15 protein-coding genes are annotated in these 15,039 nt (G+C 47.5%); 12 read left to right on the top strand and 3 right to left on the bottom strand.

Annotated features, from left to right (window positions below):
* Positions 1-9: 9 nt before the first annotated feature.
* Genes ACJJIF_RS10810 through dusA form a run of 3 tightly spaced genes read right to left on the bottom strand, consistent with a single transcriptional unit; the run spans position 10 to position 2,468 of the window.
* Positions 10-468, bottom strand: coding sequence for a tellurite resistance TerB family protein (locus ACJJIF_RS10810; protein WP_444932221.1), 459 nt, complete (start codon positions 466-468; stop codon positions 10-12).
* Positions 440-1,444 (bottom strand): transaldolase, encoded by a 1,005-nt coding sequence (tal, locus tag ACJJIF_RS10805; protein ID WP_444932220.1) that lies wholly within the window; start codon positions 1,442-1,444, stop codon positions 440-442. Before tal ends, ACJJIF_RS10810 begins: the two co-directional genes overlap by 29 nt.
* A gap of 46 nt (positions 1,445-1,490) precedes the next feature.
* Positions 1,491-2,468, bottom strand: a complete 978-nt coding sequence (gene dusA, locus ACJJIF_RS10800; protein WP_444932219.1) for a tRNA dihydrouridine(20/20a) synthase DusA — start codon at positions 2,466-2,468, stop codon at positions 1,491-1,493.
* Positions 2,469-3,042: 574 nt separating this feature from the next.
* On the opposite strand from dusA, the gene ACJJIF_RS10795 reads away from it, so the two are divergent.
* From ACJJIF_RS10795 to ACJJIF_RS10740, 12 genes are all read left to right on the top strand, one after another.
* Positions 3,043-3,375, top strand: a complete 333-nt coding sequence (locus ACJJIF_RS10795) for a hypothetical protein (RefSeq protein WP_444932218.1) — start codon at positions 3,043-3,045, stop codon at positions 3,373-3,375.
* Positions 3,376-3,407: 32 nt separating this feature from the next.
* Positions 3,408-3,560: a hypothetical protein gene (locus ACJJIF_RS10790; RefSeq protein WP_444932217.1), complete on the top strand. Its 153-nt coding sequence runs from the start codon at positions 3,408-3,410 to the stop codon at positions 3,558-3,560.
* A gap of 982 nt (positions 3,561-4,542) precedes the next feature.
* The gene (locus ACJJIF_RS10785; RefSeq protein ID WP_444932216.1) at positions 4,543-4,812 is read left to right on the top strand and encodes a hypothetical protein; all 270 of its coding nucleotides are present in this window, start codon (positions 4,543-4,545) and stop codon (positions 4,810-4,812) included.
* A 2,029-nt stretch (positions 4,813-6,841) separates the two neighbouring features.
* Positions 6,842-7,981 carry a hypothetical protein gene (locus ACJJIF_RS10780; RefSeq protein ID WP_444932215.1) on the top strand — a complete coding sequence of 380 codons (1,140 nt, stop codon included), beginning with the start codon at positions 6,842-6,844 and terminating at the stop codon, positions 7,979-7,981.
* A 592-nt stretch (positions 7,982-8,573) separates the two neighbouring features.
* The gene (gene ltrA, locus ACJJIF_RS10775) at positions 8,574-9,752 is read left to right on the top strand and encodes a group II intron reverse transcriptase/maturase (RefSeq protein WP_444932214.1); all 1,179 of its coding nucleotides are present in this window, start codon (positions 8,574-8,576) and stop codon (positions 9,750-9,752) included.
* A 238-nt stretch (positions 9,753-9,990) separates the two neighbouring features.
* Positions 9,991-10,296 (top strand): hypothetical protein, encoded by a 306-nt coding sequence (locus ACJJIF_RS10770; protein WP_444928834.1) that lies wholly within the window; start codon positions 9,991-9,993, stop codon positions 10,294-10,296.
* 167 nt (positions 10,297-10,463) lie between these two features.
* The gene (locus tag ACJJIF_RS10765; RefSeq protein ID WP_507021839.1) at positions 10,464-11,828 is read left to right on the top strand and encodes an IS4 family transposase; all 1,365 of its coding nucleotides are present in this window, start codon (positions 10,464-10,466) and stop codon (positions 11,826-11,828) included.
* 126 nt (positions 11,829-11,954) lie between these two features.
* Entirely contained in the window at positions 11,955-12,563 is a 609-nt protein-coding gene (locus tag ACJJIF_RS10760; RefSeq protein ID WP_444932213.1) for a helix-turn-helix transcriptional regulator, read from the top strand.
* A 429-nt stretch (positions 12,564-12,992) separates the two neighbouring features.
* Positions 12,993-13,322: a hypothetical protein gene (locus tag ACJJIF_RS10755; RefSeq protein WP_444932212.1), complete on the top strand. Its 330-nt coding sequence runs from the start codon at positions 12,993-12,995 to the stop codon at positions 13,320-13,322.
* A gap of 113 nt (positions 13,323-13,435) precedes the next feature.
* Positions 13,436-13,681: a hypothetical protein gene (locus tag ACJJIF_RS10750; protein ID WP_444932211.1), complete on the top strand. Its 246-nt coding sequence runs from the start codon at positions 13,436-13,438 to the stop codon at positions 13,679-13,681.
* 311 nt (positions 13,682-13,992) lie between these two features.
* Complete coding sequence (locus ACJJIF_RS10745; protein WP_444932210.1) at positions 13,993-14,337, top strand: hypothetical protein; 345 nt, start codon at positions 13,993-13,995, stop codon at positions 14,335-14,337.
* A gap of 90 nt (positions 14,338-14,427) precedes the next feature.
* Entirely contained in the window at positions 14,428-14,862 is a 435-nt protein-coding gene (locus ACJJIF_RS10740; protein WP_444932209.1) for a DUF4274 domain-containing protein, read from the top strand.
* The last annotated feature ends 177 nt before the right edge of the window (positions 14,863-15,039 follow it).

Below are 15,039 nucleotides of genomic sequence, written 5' to 3'. Positions count from 1 at the left end.
TGACAACCGCTAGCGGCACTGCATATCCCTCGCCTCGGCGCGGGCTTTGGTAAAGAGCCCGTGTGGCAGGTAAATTAACTCTGCCACCCTGCGAATCAGGTGCTCTTCAAACGCCTCGATAACACTATCCGAAAAGGCCACCTGCCACATCTGTAGAATCAGCAGGTACTTGTCTCTCTCACTGAATTGCTCGTTTACCGTCTGGGTAAACTCGAAGAGGGAGGTGGCTTGGTCCCGCTGGGCAATGGCTTCGGCAACGATCTTGCTCGCGCTGGGGAGATCCAGCGCGTAGTGCTGGCACAGGAGTTGTGTGAGCGTATCCCGCTCACACTTATCGAGTTTTTGATCGACGGTGGCAACCTCGACCAAAAGCGCTGCGCTGATCATCCGCACGTCTTTTTCATCCCGTGCCTCTACATCAGCGCTATTGCCGATTTGTTCAAACAGCTTGCGGATTTGTTGCAGCATGGATGTTCTGCTGTCCCTTTACCCGATCCTGTAACAATAGCTCTAAGCGCTCCTGATCCTTCACAAAATTGCGGATGCCATCGGCGAGCTTTTCCGTGGCCATAGCATCGCTATTTAGCTGGAAGCGGAACTCGGCTTCCGCCAGGTCCTGTGCCGGACGGGACAGGGATGCGGAGACCGGGGGCAGGCCGGCGGCGAGAGGCGCTTCACTGTCCTCCAGGGCCTGGAGCAGCTGGGGGCTGATAGTCAGCCGATCGCAGCCCGCCAAAGCCTCGATCTCGCCGGTATTGCGGAAGCTGGCGCCCATCACAATGGTCTTGTAATCCCGCGATTTGTAGTACTCGTAGATATTGCGCACCGAGATTACGCCGGGATCCTCTTGTGCCGAAAACGCCTCGCGATCGCTGTTGGCAATATGCCAATCGAGGATTCGACCGACGAAGGGCGAGATCAGGGTCACTCCGGCCTCGGCACAGGCAATTGCCTGGGCCTGGTTGAACAGCAGGGTCAGATTGCAGTGAATTCCCTCGCGCTCCAGTACCGAGGCGGCGGCAATGCCCTCCCATGTCGAGGCGATCTTGATCAGCACCCGCTCCTTGGCAATACCGGCGCGCTCGTAAAGGGCGATCAGATGGCGCGCGTAGTCGATAGTGGCGCGGGTATCAAATGAGAGGCGCGCGTCAACTTCAGTGGAGACTACCCCGGGCACCAGTTGTAAGATCTCAGTGCCAATATTGACGGCCAGCTTGATGGCGGCCAGGCGCGCAATGTCTTCCGGGTTTGAACCGTTCTGGCGGTCCTCGGCCCACACCAGGGCCTCGGCGATATGATCGTTGTACTGGGGAAGCTGAGCGGCTTTAAATAGCAGGGAGGGGTTGGTCGTTGCATCCTGGGGGCGATAGCGGCGAATCGCTTCAATATCGCCCGTATCGGCCACAACCTGGCTGCGCTGTTTGAGTTGCTCCAACTTATTCATTACTCCTCCCTTAAATACTTTTATCGGTTTGTATAGCCATCGTGTTCTAAGCGGCCCGGGTGATCAGGGCCAGCGCCTGCTCCAGTACTTCGGGACCGGCGCCCGGTTTGTGGGCATTCTCACTCAAGTGGCGGCGAAAGCGCCGTGCCCCGGGCAATCCCTGGAATAAGCCGAGCATATGCCGGGTGATATGGTTCAAGCGCTGTCCGCGCTGCATCTCCCCCTCGATATAGGGCAGCATCTGCTCTACTACCTGGATGGCGTCCGGGCCGGCCTCGCCGTCAAATAACTGGCTGTCTACCTGGGCCAGAATCGTCGGGGTTTGGTAGGCCGCGCGCCCCAGCATAACACCATCCACATGGCTTAAATGTTGCTGGCACTCCTCAATTGAGTTGATACCACCATTAATGACAATTTGCAGCTGGGGGTAGTCTTTTTTCAGCTGGTAGACCATATCGTAATTGAGAGGCGGGATCTCACGGTTTTCCTTGGGGCTCAGTCCCTTCAGCCAGGCTTTGCGCGCGTGCACGATAAAGGTGTCCACACCGGCACTGGCCTGGGTCTCTACAAAGCGGGTCAGGCCGGGATAGTCCTCCATATCGTCGATACCGATACGGTGCTTGACCGTAACCGGGATAGATACCGCTTCGCGCATGGCACTGAGCCCTGCGGCAACCACATCCGGCTCCGCCATCAGGCAGGCGCCGAAACGCCCGGACTGGACCCGGTCACTGGGGCAGCCACAGTTGAGGTTGATTTCGGCGTAGCCCCACTCCTCGGCGATGCGGGCGCATTCCGCCAGTTCGCGGGGGTCACTGCCTCCCAGTTGCAGGGCGACAGGTTGCTCTGCGGCATCGAACTGTAAATGGCGCTGGCGGTCCCCGTGGAGTATTGCTCCGGTCGTCACCATTTCTGAATACAGGCGCGCACGCTTACTCAGCAGGCGCCACAAATAGCGGCAGTGCCGGTCACTCCAATCCAGTAGTGGTGCGGTACAGAAACGGTGGGTACTAAATTCGGACATAAATGGTGGCGCAAAATACTAATAAAAACAGAGTAGCCTGCCATTATATGGGATGCCTGTGTCGATGTGCGGCTTTATTGTGAAACTTAGGCCCCTACTCGGTATAGGTGCTGGAGAAGCCGCTGTATGGACTTGGGTAGCGGAGGTTGAGTCTATTCGGTTGCGTCTGTAACGACTGCTTGTAATGCGGATAGATATTCAGGAGCTATAAGCTGGAGCGGGGTGGTATTGATATCGGCAAGCGCTGGCTTGTGCTTATCGGTTGAAAAGTTGTCGTGATGGAATATCGAATGACTTCGCCTTTATACTCTGGGATAGGCCGATTATCCGGTGGCAGCAGCTTCTTAAGCACTGAGGCTTTGCGTTCTATTGAGTAACGGGGCATTTGCTCCTCTTACCGCCCCCTGTCTTACTTTTTCATTTTAAAGAGGCGACAACTATCCTGACACAGGGGGGGAAGAAGATGGCGTATTGGCGTAAATTTGCATTAGAAATAGTAGTCAAGATAATAGTGGTCATGATGACCACTATATAAATGTTATGTGTTCAGTCGCTCCAATCTAAGAGATTAGTTATGATTCCGTATTTATTTAGGAAAATTGTTTGGAATGGAGGTGGGTATGATTATTACTATTTTTACTTCTCGTCAAGTGGTCATGTATTTTGGGATGTAAGCGACTTGATTGATGAATGTCCACCAATAAATAAAATTGCAAATAACAGAAATCTTCAAGGTGAATATAAATTAGTAAATAATCAAATTGATTTTTCGATAGACTTTTACGGTGAAGAGTCTCGTGTAAAACTATGTCTCTCTTTATACGAGGGAGGCGGCATGGTTGCTGAGGATGAGGTATTAGATGCTGGTGGTTTATTAGCTGGCGAATGGGAGCGATGCGTTAACTGATAAAATATTTATTTTTTGAGGAGGATGATCGTTTGCGGGTGGCGCGCATTGAGTTGAGCCTGCTGGTGAGTGAAGTGGGTACTTACAACTCAGAGGCAGTGATTACGTTGGGTGGTGTCGCCTATACGGTGCGCAAGCGGCTGGCGGATGATGGGGTGGTTTGGCGGGTGTTGGTGGATGGGTAGTCTGAGTGGGGAGGTCAGCACAGGATTTATGGTCACTGTGATTGTTATTTTTTTGAGTTATTCAAACTTACGGGAAAGTGCTTCAAAATCAGTGGGTTGAAAGGGTGGCTGAAATTGGGGATAGTGGTCATGATGATCATTTTTCTAGATGGGTCGGTAGTACTAAGTGATTGCAATCTATTGATTTAGTGGAAGAAGATGGCGTGTTGGCATAAATTTGCATTAGAAATAGTAGTCAAGATAATAGTGGTCATGATGACCATTATATAAATGTTAGGTGGCAATAGGTCATGAGGCGAATAAGTTTTTTATTCTTACTAGGTCTGGCCCTAGCATTGCTATTCGCAGCAATAAGTTTTGTCACGGATGGAGCTGGAGGGATTTGGCACAATGTCAGAGATATTTTTATTGGTCCACCGTTATGGTTGCTACAAAGTGGCTTTCCAGCGTTATCGCCAAAACTAGCGATTAGTCCTGGTAGCCCTTACAGTGGTGCATCGTTTTTTCTGGTATTCTTCGTAGTATTCTGGTGGTTGGTGTGCGTGACAGGCCTATATGCACTCCGGCAACAACCACCTAACAAGCGGTTGTAATCGCCGCGAAAGGCGCGGCTGGGACGGCCTACGCTGTGCTCCGGCCGCCCCTAAACCGAGCGCTGTGTTTTATACACATATTTGAATCCTATTCAAAGTCTCATACAGAGAAATAGCCTAATTTCCCGACTGGAATGAATGAAATTTAACCGTCTATAAGACCAAAAGCGCTTGAGTTTTACGCTAAATCTAGCGCTTTCCCTGGAGTAGAACGCATATTGATTAAACAATCACCAGTATCCCTCTCTACTTAGGTATCTGATCTTGCCTGTAGTAGATAGAGTTGAAGCTCTCAATACTCTTGTAGAGCTTATCAGAGTAGTAATTTTCACTGGTTCACTTGTGTATAAAACTTAGACCGAGCGTTATGCATCAATAAAAACAAAAGTATGAATCAAGTAGAAAAGCAGATTCTTGAAAATATATTCGATGCACTAGATCGGCTATTTGATCGTGAATGCAAGGTGATCGATGTCTCTGTACTACTTTATGCCTCGGAAAAGGCTCTAGCTGATTCAGAGATCGTGCCACTAGTTAGCTACGTGGCTGAATTAGAAAAATTAGTTCGTAGGGGTGAGTCAGAGGATATTCAACGAGAGCACGCTCTAGAAATCACCAACGAATTACGTGTGACACTAAATGAAATGCTACCCATATAGCGTCATGCATAACAAGCCAATTAACTACGCGCCTTCGGCGCCGGACAGCTTGCACTACGCTTCGCTGCGTTCCAGCTGCCGGTTATTGGGGCGTTATTGTGGCGGTCGGCTTCATTGATTTTTCGTGGTAACTGAAGCTTTAGTGCCACTAAATTGCAGCCGGTATTGAGCCCTTTTTACTGGTTGCTATTCAAGCAGTTTCGTTCCTAGGGTATTTGCTCAAGTGTGGTAGAGGTGGGCAGTCTGCTGCAATTTCGTGGAGTGCCAGTAAAATAGGAATTGGTTGGGGAAAGTGCGGTATTCTTTCCTCGTAAATATTGGGCAGCGGCCAGCCAAACTATGGCTGGCAAAGTGCTGGTAGTCGGTCCCGAGCGCGCCAACCATAACCAGGCTAGGCAAGCTCGCCCAACCCCTTCGGGGCTGGGCTGGACAGCCTACGCGTTGCTTCGGCTGCCCTTGCTAGCGGCGTTATTGTGGCGGTCGGTTTTATTGATTTTTCGTGGTAACTGAAGGTTTAGTGCCACTAAATAGCATCCGGTGTTGAGCAATTTTAATGATTGCTATTCAAGCAGTTTCGCTCCTAGAGTGTTCGCTCGGGTGTTGTAAAAAGAGGTAGTTCGGTGCAATTTCGTGGAGTGCCAGTAAGATAGGAATTGGTTGGGGAAAGTGCGGTATTCTTTCCTCGTAAATGTTGGGCAGCGGCCAGCCAAACTATGGCTGGCAAAGTGCTAGTAGTCGGTCCCGAGCGCGCCAACCATAACCAGGCTAGGCAAGCTCGCCCAACCCCTACGGGGCTGGGCTGGACAGCCTACGCGTTGCTTCGGCTGCCCTTGCTAGCGGCGTTATAGGACCAAGGAATTACAGTGCTAAAGCCACTTAATTTACTCTCAGTTCTTATTACCACATCCTTGCTAGTCGCATGTGATGGTGGCTACGAAACAACAGAAGTTAGAACTCCAGAAATGGCTGCTCAAGCAAAAAGCAGTGTAATTACATACCTCGCCAGAAAGAATCTACCTCCAGAAGGGCTAGCTATTTTAAAATCATCAGTGAAACCAGAGCCAAGCTTTAGTTACTTGTATACCGGTAACGATCGCTGCATCGAAATCATAGTTTTATGTTATGGCCAAAACTGTAGTGAAGTTCGATCATACCCGTATGATAGGCATAATGAACAATGTCCCCAATAACAAGCCGCAGCAATCGCTCCCGTTGGTCGCTGGGACAGCCAAAACGCTACGCTAATTTGTCTGCCCTTGTGCGGGGCGTTATGTGTCAGACCTGTTATGACTGATAAGTACGAGAAATATATCAAGGGAATAGATTTTTCCAACATGCCTGATGTAGCGAGACCTACAATGATCGCGCTTGGGCAGTCTCAATATGGAGATAATATTGATCAAGTTTGTCCTCGATGTGAGTCGCCAATCAATGTAGAGCCAAAAAGCACAACGCCTGATGGCAGGCCCTCTGCTTGGTTCATTTCGTGTAAGTGTGGAGCATGTGATGGCGCATTCAGAGGCCTCTGAAGTAAGAGTACATAACGAAGCCAAGCACGATCGCCAGCAAAGCTGGCTGGACCTCCATTTCGGGGCTTCGCCCCTACATTACGGCCCGTGTTGGCGGCGTTATTGTGGCGGTCGATTTTTAGATGTTCTGTAGCTGCTGCAAGCATCAATCTCTATCTGAGCACTTTTTTCTGAGATTTTTCCTGAAATTTGGTACCGCAGTTTCGCTCCAGTGCCATCGTTTTAAGTCAGCAAGCCCTGCAAGCCAGCTACGCCATCATGGAGTGCCAATCAGATAGTTAACCGGTTGGGAAAGTATGGTATTTTTCCCTTTAAATTTATCGGGCAGTGGCCAGCCAAAGTTGGCTGGTAGAGAGCAAATAGGTGGTTCAGTGCGCGCCAGCCATAACCAGGCTAGTCAAGCTCGCCCAACCCCTTCGGGACTGGGCTGGACAGCCTACGCGTTGCTTCGGCTGCCCTTGCTAGCGGCGTTAGCTTCTTCTCAAACAATGGAGTAAAACTTGTCAGGAAATACTGGTGGTGTTTTGTCTTACTGGAACATGAAAGAATTTTCACCAGATGCAAAACCAAACTCTATATCTGAATCCCCTTTATATTCTGATGCACACATCACTGGCGAGCTTAATGATGAGAAAGGGCCATATAAATTTCTAAATATGATCTCAGGAACTAATGGTCCTGGTTCAATAAATGATGCAATTACACTAAGAATGTTCTGGTATATAGATGACCAGAGTTCATACGGTGTAAAAACAGACACATCGAAATATCATGGAGGGTGGGTCACAGACGAGATTGCAGCTCTTGCTTCATTGAAGCTTGGCATACGTGTCAAAGCGGGAGCTGTAACAAGAAGCTATGATGCGTACTCTGATGATGAGTTTGGAAGACCTAGATCGACGAGAGAAAAGAAACCAGAGATCAATATTGGTATTAGAGGTGCTGTATTACCTAGTGTTGTAAAAACAGTGAATATCTCTGAACTCGGAGACTTATATTCTCTTCACTACCTAGATGAAGAGCAATATATTGCTTTGGTAAGAGCATCAAGAATGTATCAAGATGCATTATGGATTGCTGAAAGCGAGCCTGAGTTAGCATGGTTAATGCTTATTTCATCTTTGGAAACGGCAGCTAATCAATGGTCATCTGAACAAGATACACCAGTAGAAAGGCTGAAGGCATCAAAACCCGCCCTAGCAGAAATGCTTTTCGATAGTGGTGGTGATGTGTTGGTAGAGAAAGTAGCTAATGAGATTATTCACTCTTTGGGTGCTACAACTAAATTCATTAAATTTTGCTTGGAGTTCATGCCTGACGAACCAGAGAAGAGGCCGCCAGAGTGGATGAGAGTGAAATGGACAAAAACTGGTTACAGAGAAATTTTAGGTAAGCTATACGGGTATCGCTCATCAGCTTTACACGGTGGTACGCCATTTCCAGCTCCTCTCTGTTCTCCACCAGACTCCATATCAAAAGAAGAATACCCAACTGAAAAAGGAAGTTTAGGACTTGCAGCACATACACTAGGTGCAAGCTGGAAAGCAGAAGACTTACCAATTTCAATGGATACTTTTCATTACTTTGCCAACGGTGTTCTGAATAAATGGTGGTCAAGCCTTCTGAGTTCCAGAAGCTAACAAGAAAATCAAAGGGACGCCTACGGCGCCCCTTATTTAGGCGTTAGTGCGTCAAGCTAAGCTTGATGCTTCTTGCAGGGTGGAAGTCCCTGTCGGGTAAGGCCTAACCAGCCACCCGTATCGAGTGTTGCGCGTAGGGCGGAGCAGAAGGAAAAAAATATACTCATTTTTTTCTCACTGTGAACAAACTATGTGAAGCGTACACAGAGAATTCTATAGGCCATAGGGGTTATCGTGACCCTGAAATGCTGGTATCGCTCCGATAATAAAATGAGCTCCGATTGACGAGATGTGTAACGCCATCGAAGTCCAGGCAAAGCAACCGCATTGGTGAGGTTGTGGCGGATCGGCGGGGTTATCAAGCCGTGGCATGTAGAAAGAGAGGTATTGAGAACTTGAGAGATCCGAGCAGGTTCCTGAAGGAACAGGTAGGGAAGTTAAGCCTAATGGTGAAACCAACGAAGACCACTCGGAAGTCGGATCAGCTCATAGTAGTCCGAGAGCGGGAAAGCCGCTTACATGGCGAAGGGGCTGACAGTAATATCGGTGTGCAACAGAAATATAGTCCGGACAAAGTAGGGCTGGAGACACTATGACAACCGCCTTGCACGCCATCGCATTTAAAGCACAGAGCCACCCCACGCACAGGTTTCAGAATTTATACGGACTGCTAAATTCCAACCTGCTGTATCAAAGCTGGGGCCAGCTCAACAAGCAGGCCCGCCCCGGTATCGATGGAGTAACAACCGAAGTTTACCGGCAAGGTCTGCCGCAAAATATCCAATGCCTACATCAACGGCTGTGTGACAAACGCTACCGCACCCAGGCGATTAAGCGGGTATTGATTCCCAAAGGCAATGGCAAGCAGCGCCCACTGGGGCTGCCTACGGTGGAAGACAAACTGGTGCAGCAGAGCGTAGCGCAGCTACTGCAAAGTATCTGGGAGCAGGATTTTCTGCCCTTTAGCTACGGCTACCGCCCCAGGAAAAGCGCCCACCAAGCCGTACATAGCCTTGGCTTAAACCTGCAATTCAAAGGCTACGGCTACATCGTTGAAGCCGATATTAAAGGCTTCTTCGATCAGCTGGATCACGACTGGTTACTGCGCATGCTAGCCCTTCGTATCGACGACAAAGCCCTGCTGACACTGATTAAACAGTGGCTTAAGGTGCGCGTGCAAACTCCAGATGGTAAGTTTAGTAAAGCGGCAGCAGGCACCCCGCAAGGTGGCGTGATCAGTCCGGTACTGGCGAACATCTATCTGCACTACGTCCTGGATTTGTGGTTCGAGAAGAAGGTTAAGCCGCGTATGCGTGGCAGAGCCATGCTAATCCGGTACGCCGATGATTATGTAGCGGCTTTCCAATTGAAAACGGATGCAGAGCGATTTTACCGGGTACTACCGCAACGGCTGAACAAGTTTGGCCTGCAGTTAGCCCCCGAGAAAACGCACCTGAAGCGCTTTAGCCGCTTCCATCCGGGCCGAAAACGGCAGTTCCAGTTTCTGGGTTTTGAGTTCTACTGGAGCTTGGACGTCAACAAACGTCCCAGGCTCAGGCGCCGGACTGCCGCAAAGAAACAGAAGGGCACAATGGAAGCGCTCTACCACTGGATCAAAGCCAAGCGCAGTGAGCGTCTGAGAGAATGGCTGCCCACACTGAAGCGCAAGCTACAAGGCTTCCAGAACTACTTCGGTCTGCCAGACAACAGTCGAAGCTTGTCCCGTTTGTACAGCTATGTTCTACACAGCATACACAAATGGCTCAATTGACGGAGTCAGCGCAAGAGTTATAACTGGAATAGTCTAAAGGAAATGCTGGGATATTTTGGGCTAAAGCCACCGCGAGTATACAAACGCAGTATACTTGTGGACTGGTATTAGGGTTCGTGCTTTACACGAGCGAATATATTACTGAAGAGCCGGATGCGGTAGTTCCGCACGTCCGGATCTGCGTGGGGGCAGTTAGGGTAACCGGCTGTCCTACCACTACTGCATCTTCTGGTGACTCATGAGCTGGTTTCGAAGACAGGACAGTAAAAAGAACAGTGACTATCTTCTCGAGGGTTTGTTAGCAGGGATGGCAGCCTCTCTTGGAAGTTCATTATTAGTCATAGGAGCTTTGGGTGGCTGGTTAGGGTTTATATCCTTTGTCGCTCTTTGTACTGCTACCTACTGGTGCGCAAAGATATTTATATACAAAAAGAAGCTTTTATCGGGTATAGGAAGAAGCGAATTTTGGTGGCTAGGTTTTTTCGCTGGCGGCATTATCTTCATGGGCTACGGTTTTGCCGCATTGGGAGTGGTAAATGCATAACAAGGCGCTGTTGTCGCAGCCTATGGCTGCTAGGACGGCCCACTGCGTGGTCCGCCCCAAAGCTTGGCGCTAAGTTTTATACACAAGTTTTTCCAGTTTTATTATGTAAATCAATAAGTTACAGTTTGTCCTGGTAAGAATTACAGATTTGATTTGATTGGATTATTATGCAGGACTGGGTCATGGACGAAGTAAAAAATCAGGTTATGGGTGATACACGCTTGAATAAGCGCTTGTCCAATATTCTTAGTAGTTTAAGTTCAGATCCAAAGAGTAGCATTCCCTGTGCAAACAAAACTTGGGCAGAAACGTTTGCGGCTTATCGTTTTATCGAAAATGATAAAGTCAACTTTGACTCTATTATGAGCGGCCATAAATCAGCAACTCTTGAGAGAATCAAGGCGCAGCCCGTTGTTCTTATCCCTCAAGATACCACCTTTCTAAATTTTGCCACTGACTTAGAAAGTAAAGAGATGGGAACACTTAGGCGGAAAGAGACCAATCAGCAACTGTTGCACACCTCCATCGCTATAACGCCATCAAGAGTTAACTTGGGTGTCGTTGAGGGCAGTATGTGGCAGAGAGATAAGGAGTCAAGCGCCAATTCCCGCTATACCAAGTCGATAAAGGATAAGGAGAGTCGACGCTGGCTAGACCATTACGAATCTGCTTGTCAGATACAGGAGCGCTGTCCTGAAAGCACAATTGTGAGTATTGCTGATAGAGAGGGTGATATTCATGAGTGGTTTCAACTGGCTGAAGATCAAAGCGAACAGAGGCGGGCGAGCTATATCGTTCGAGCTAAGGCCAATCGCACTTTAGAGATCGATGGAGAAGAAACGGTTTTGCTTTGGGATCATATGAATGAGCAGAAATCTATTGGTCAATACACGGTAGATATTCCCAAGCGGAATGGAGAACCTGGAAGAAAAGCCAAAGTTAGCGTATCCACTACTGAAATACGATTACTAGGAAAAGGAAAATCTAAAAGACCACTTTCTCTCTATGCTGTACTGGCTAAAGAATTAACCCCACCAGAGGGTGAGAAAGGGATTGAGTGGATGCTGTTGACGGATCTTTCAGTTGAAGACTTTAAGCAGGCGAGGGTTATCATTGAGTGGTATCGAAGCCGGTGGGAAATTGAAACCTATTTTCGAGTGTTAAAAGGTGGATGTCAGATAGAAAGTAATCGTTTTAGAACAGAGCAGCGAATGCTGAACTGCATTGCGATCTATATGATTATTGGATGGCGACTACATTCGATAACTACACGAGCACGAAGACTTCCTGAAGCACCGTGTACGAGTGCCTACTCTGAAAAAGAATGGCGTATGATATGGATGATGCGAGATAAAACTACTCCACCAAATGAACCCCCAAGCATGAGGGATATAACCCGCATGCTGGCAGGTTTAGGAGGTTTTTTGGGGCGTAAAGGGGATGGTGAGCCAGGGGTGAAAACCGTTTGGCAGGGATACACCAAGCTACTTCATTATATTGAGGCAGCAGAAGCTCTAAATGGACTTAAATAATGTGTATAAAACACAGGCTTGGCGTTATGCCTGTCGCATGAATTTCGTACTAATGTCGTAAGAATGACGTAACTAATTAAGGCTGATCCGGTGAAAATTTAAGTTCAATTTTCAGAGGACAGAGAAATGGAAGTGCAAGTAGATACAAACAAGATCATCAGCCTGCGAAAGTCGCGAGCCTGGAGTCAGCAGCAGCTGGCTGAAGTGGCATCGGTTAGCTTAAGAACCATACAGCGAATCGAGAAAAGCGGTAAGGCGTCCCAAGAGTCGGTTAAATCAATTTCTTCTGCATTTTCAATTATCCCAGAAGATATTCTTGTAAATGAATCAGAAAAGTTTGCGGTCGTAAAACGAGTCAAGAATTATATTACTGCAATATTGGCACTTGGGGGCGCATCTCTTCTATACGCCTCTTTCTCCACGGCGTCTCCAATTATGCTCAAAGTAGATGCCAGCTCAAATAATGAACAGCTGGCATCTATTCAGCTTCTTAATGAGGAAGGCGCTGAAAGTGAAATGCGTATAGATAACATGCTAAAAATTGAGCTAAACGCCGAACAAACCCCGGAGAACCAAATCCGGTTAAAAACGAAAGTGTACGAATTCAATGAGTCTACTGGATTTGTGCTTGTGGCTAGCCCGGTTTTACTCACAGAATTTCATCAATCTGCGGATATTAAGTTTACAGCTTCAAGCGGGGTTCCATTTGAGGTCCAGGTAACCCCCCAGAATTAGGTATAACGAAGCGCTGCAGGCCGACCCCTTACTTTGTGCGCCTTTTGTGCGGTTGCTGCGCTCCAAATTTTCGCGCAAAAGGCGCACAAAGTAAGCTGCGGCTGAGTGCGGCGCTAAGTTTTATACACAAGTGAACCAGTGAAAATTACTACTCTGATAAGCTCTACAAGAGTATTGAGAGCTTCAACTCTATCTACTACAGGCAAGATCAGATACCTAAGTAGAGAGGGATACTGGTGATTGTTTAATCAATATGCGCTCTACTCCAGGGAAAGCGCTAGATTTAGCGTAAAACTCAAGCGCTTTTGGTCTTATAGACGGTTAAATTTCATTCATTCCAGTCGGGAAATTAGGCTATTTCTCTGTATGAGACTTTGAATAGGATTCAAATATGTGTATAAAACACAGGTGCGGCGTTATGAGTCATAAATGAAGCAACTAAAACTACTATCTATTAGCGGCTCGGCATGTGCATTATTTTGCGCAGTCGCTTCACTAGTTTTCTACTTCGGTGATTGGAATCGCTTATTGGTCGTTAGTGCTCTCGGGTTGTTCATTGGTTTTCTGGCAGCTCCTGAAATTGACCCCAAAGCTTTTAAAAAGGCGTGGCTAGTTCAGTTGGTTTGTGACGCCATTGCAGGTGTGTTAGCTGGCTTAGCTTTTAGCTTAGCGGCCAATGTTCTCATTTATACTGCAATTATCGGTGGCTTTATCGGCTGGTCAGCTAATCTGTGGGTGAAACATGTTACATTGCCATAAAATAACTCATAACAAACTGCTCAATTATCAGCCAAGGAAACCTTGGCTTGGACAGCCACTGCTGCGCAGCGTCTGTCCATTAGCAGGGCGTTAGCGTTTAAGGTCTCAAAGAAATGGCAAAGTCAAAGAATAGGCTCACAGCTGAACAAAAGCGCGAAAAAGCTAATAGAAAAAAGAGATATAATTGGATTTTCATCAATGGAAAACAAGTCAGGGTCAAACGACCGCCTGTTATAGATGGAATGGATGTGAATGAGTATATCGAGAGAAATGCCGACGAGATTTGGCTACATCAGGAAGGTATGTGGGAAGTTCTCCACGGGCGAAAGAATGATGAAGACTATGAGGATATATTCTAAGAGTTAGATGTCTCGTTAGATTTTGAATTTATTCGCATCGGAGTAGCGATTCACGATGTCGGAAAGATAATTCATACGAATGAGATGACTGGGCCTGGTTCAGAGCATGAGCCCGAAGGCGAGCGCATCCTTCTTGAAAAGGGGGGCAGATGCGGAGCTAGTATGCAACGCAAGCAGAACGATTCTGCACTACTTGGACAGTAAACTTCAGTGAAAAGGGCTAACAATCGCAGGCACGGCGACGCCTTTTCCATTGTAGCTTCGCCTCCATTCCAAAGCCGCGCGTTCTGCGGGAGTTATATTTACTAGTCATGCGCATATTTCTAATAATTACTGTTTTATTGCTCGTAGGTTGTATTGATCATCACAGTGAATCAAGTATTCAGGCTGATAACTTACGAATTGCAGTGCAATCGCTTTATTCTGAAAACGGTGCAATAGGCAAAGAAAAGTGGCCAACTGAAATTTCGGAGTTAAATCCAGCTTCAGTTAGGGCTTCAGATCAGGGCCTCTATGTAGTCTTACAAGAATTTTTTTCATCTGAGAGTGGTATATTTTTGCCGTTGGATGGCATTGAAGTATCTACGGAAGAAGGTAGAGATCCAAGTTATAAACAAATAGGGAAGGGTATCTATAGCTATGTCATTAAAGGGTAAATATAGCGAGTCACTCAAAGCGGGCTGTCGTCCGCGCGGGCCAGCAAAGCTGCGCTTTTCTGGCCCGTTAGCTCAACGTTATATACAATTATGATTAGCGATATCGAGCAAAAATTAATAGATCAGATTCAAGGCGAAGAGAACCTTCAAGAGCTAGTGCGTGTTGTAAAAGCTTCTAGAAATCCATGCTTTCTACAAAGCTACGCAATCAGTTACAACTGGGGTGATGGATTTGATGTTCCAAATGCGATTGTAATTAACGAAGCCTGCGATCTGGGTACAGCACTAACTCTATTTTGGCTGGCAGAAGGAATGTGTTATTTCACCGGCGAAGTGAAAAGAAACGAATATAATAATGATTGGGCAGACTTTTGCGATTTGCTCATAGAAAAATTAACAAGCAATTATTTTGTAATTGGCCCGGTCAGCTTTAAACCCAGTATAAATAGAGTTACTGCGCACAAATACCAAAAATCTGGTGTTCCATCGGTACTTTTTAATGAGGTTCAAGGTGCAGGCATATAACTAGGCGCAGCATGTCGCACCTTCAGTGCTGGACCTCCAAACCGCTACGCGGTTTTCCAGCTCATGTGCGCGGGGTTAGCTCTAAGGACCCCGGACTGTGTTGAGAGGCTAACCCTCCGCCGTAGGGTCTTGCGTTTTCTTCTGTGCTCGGTAGGTACTTTCAATGGCCCGCTGAAT

The organism is Microbulbifer regidiadema (SeqCode), assembly GCF_052467605.1.
This window is presented reverse-complemented; position numbering and strand designations above follow the sequence as displayed.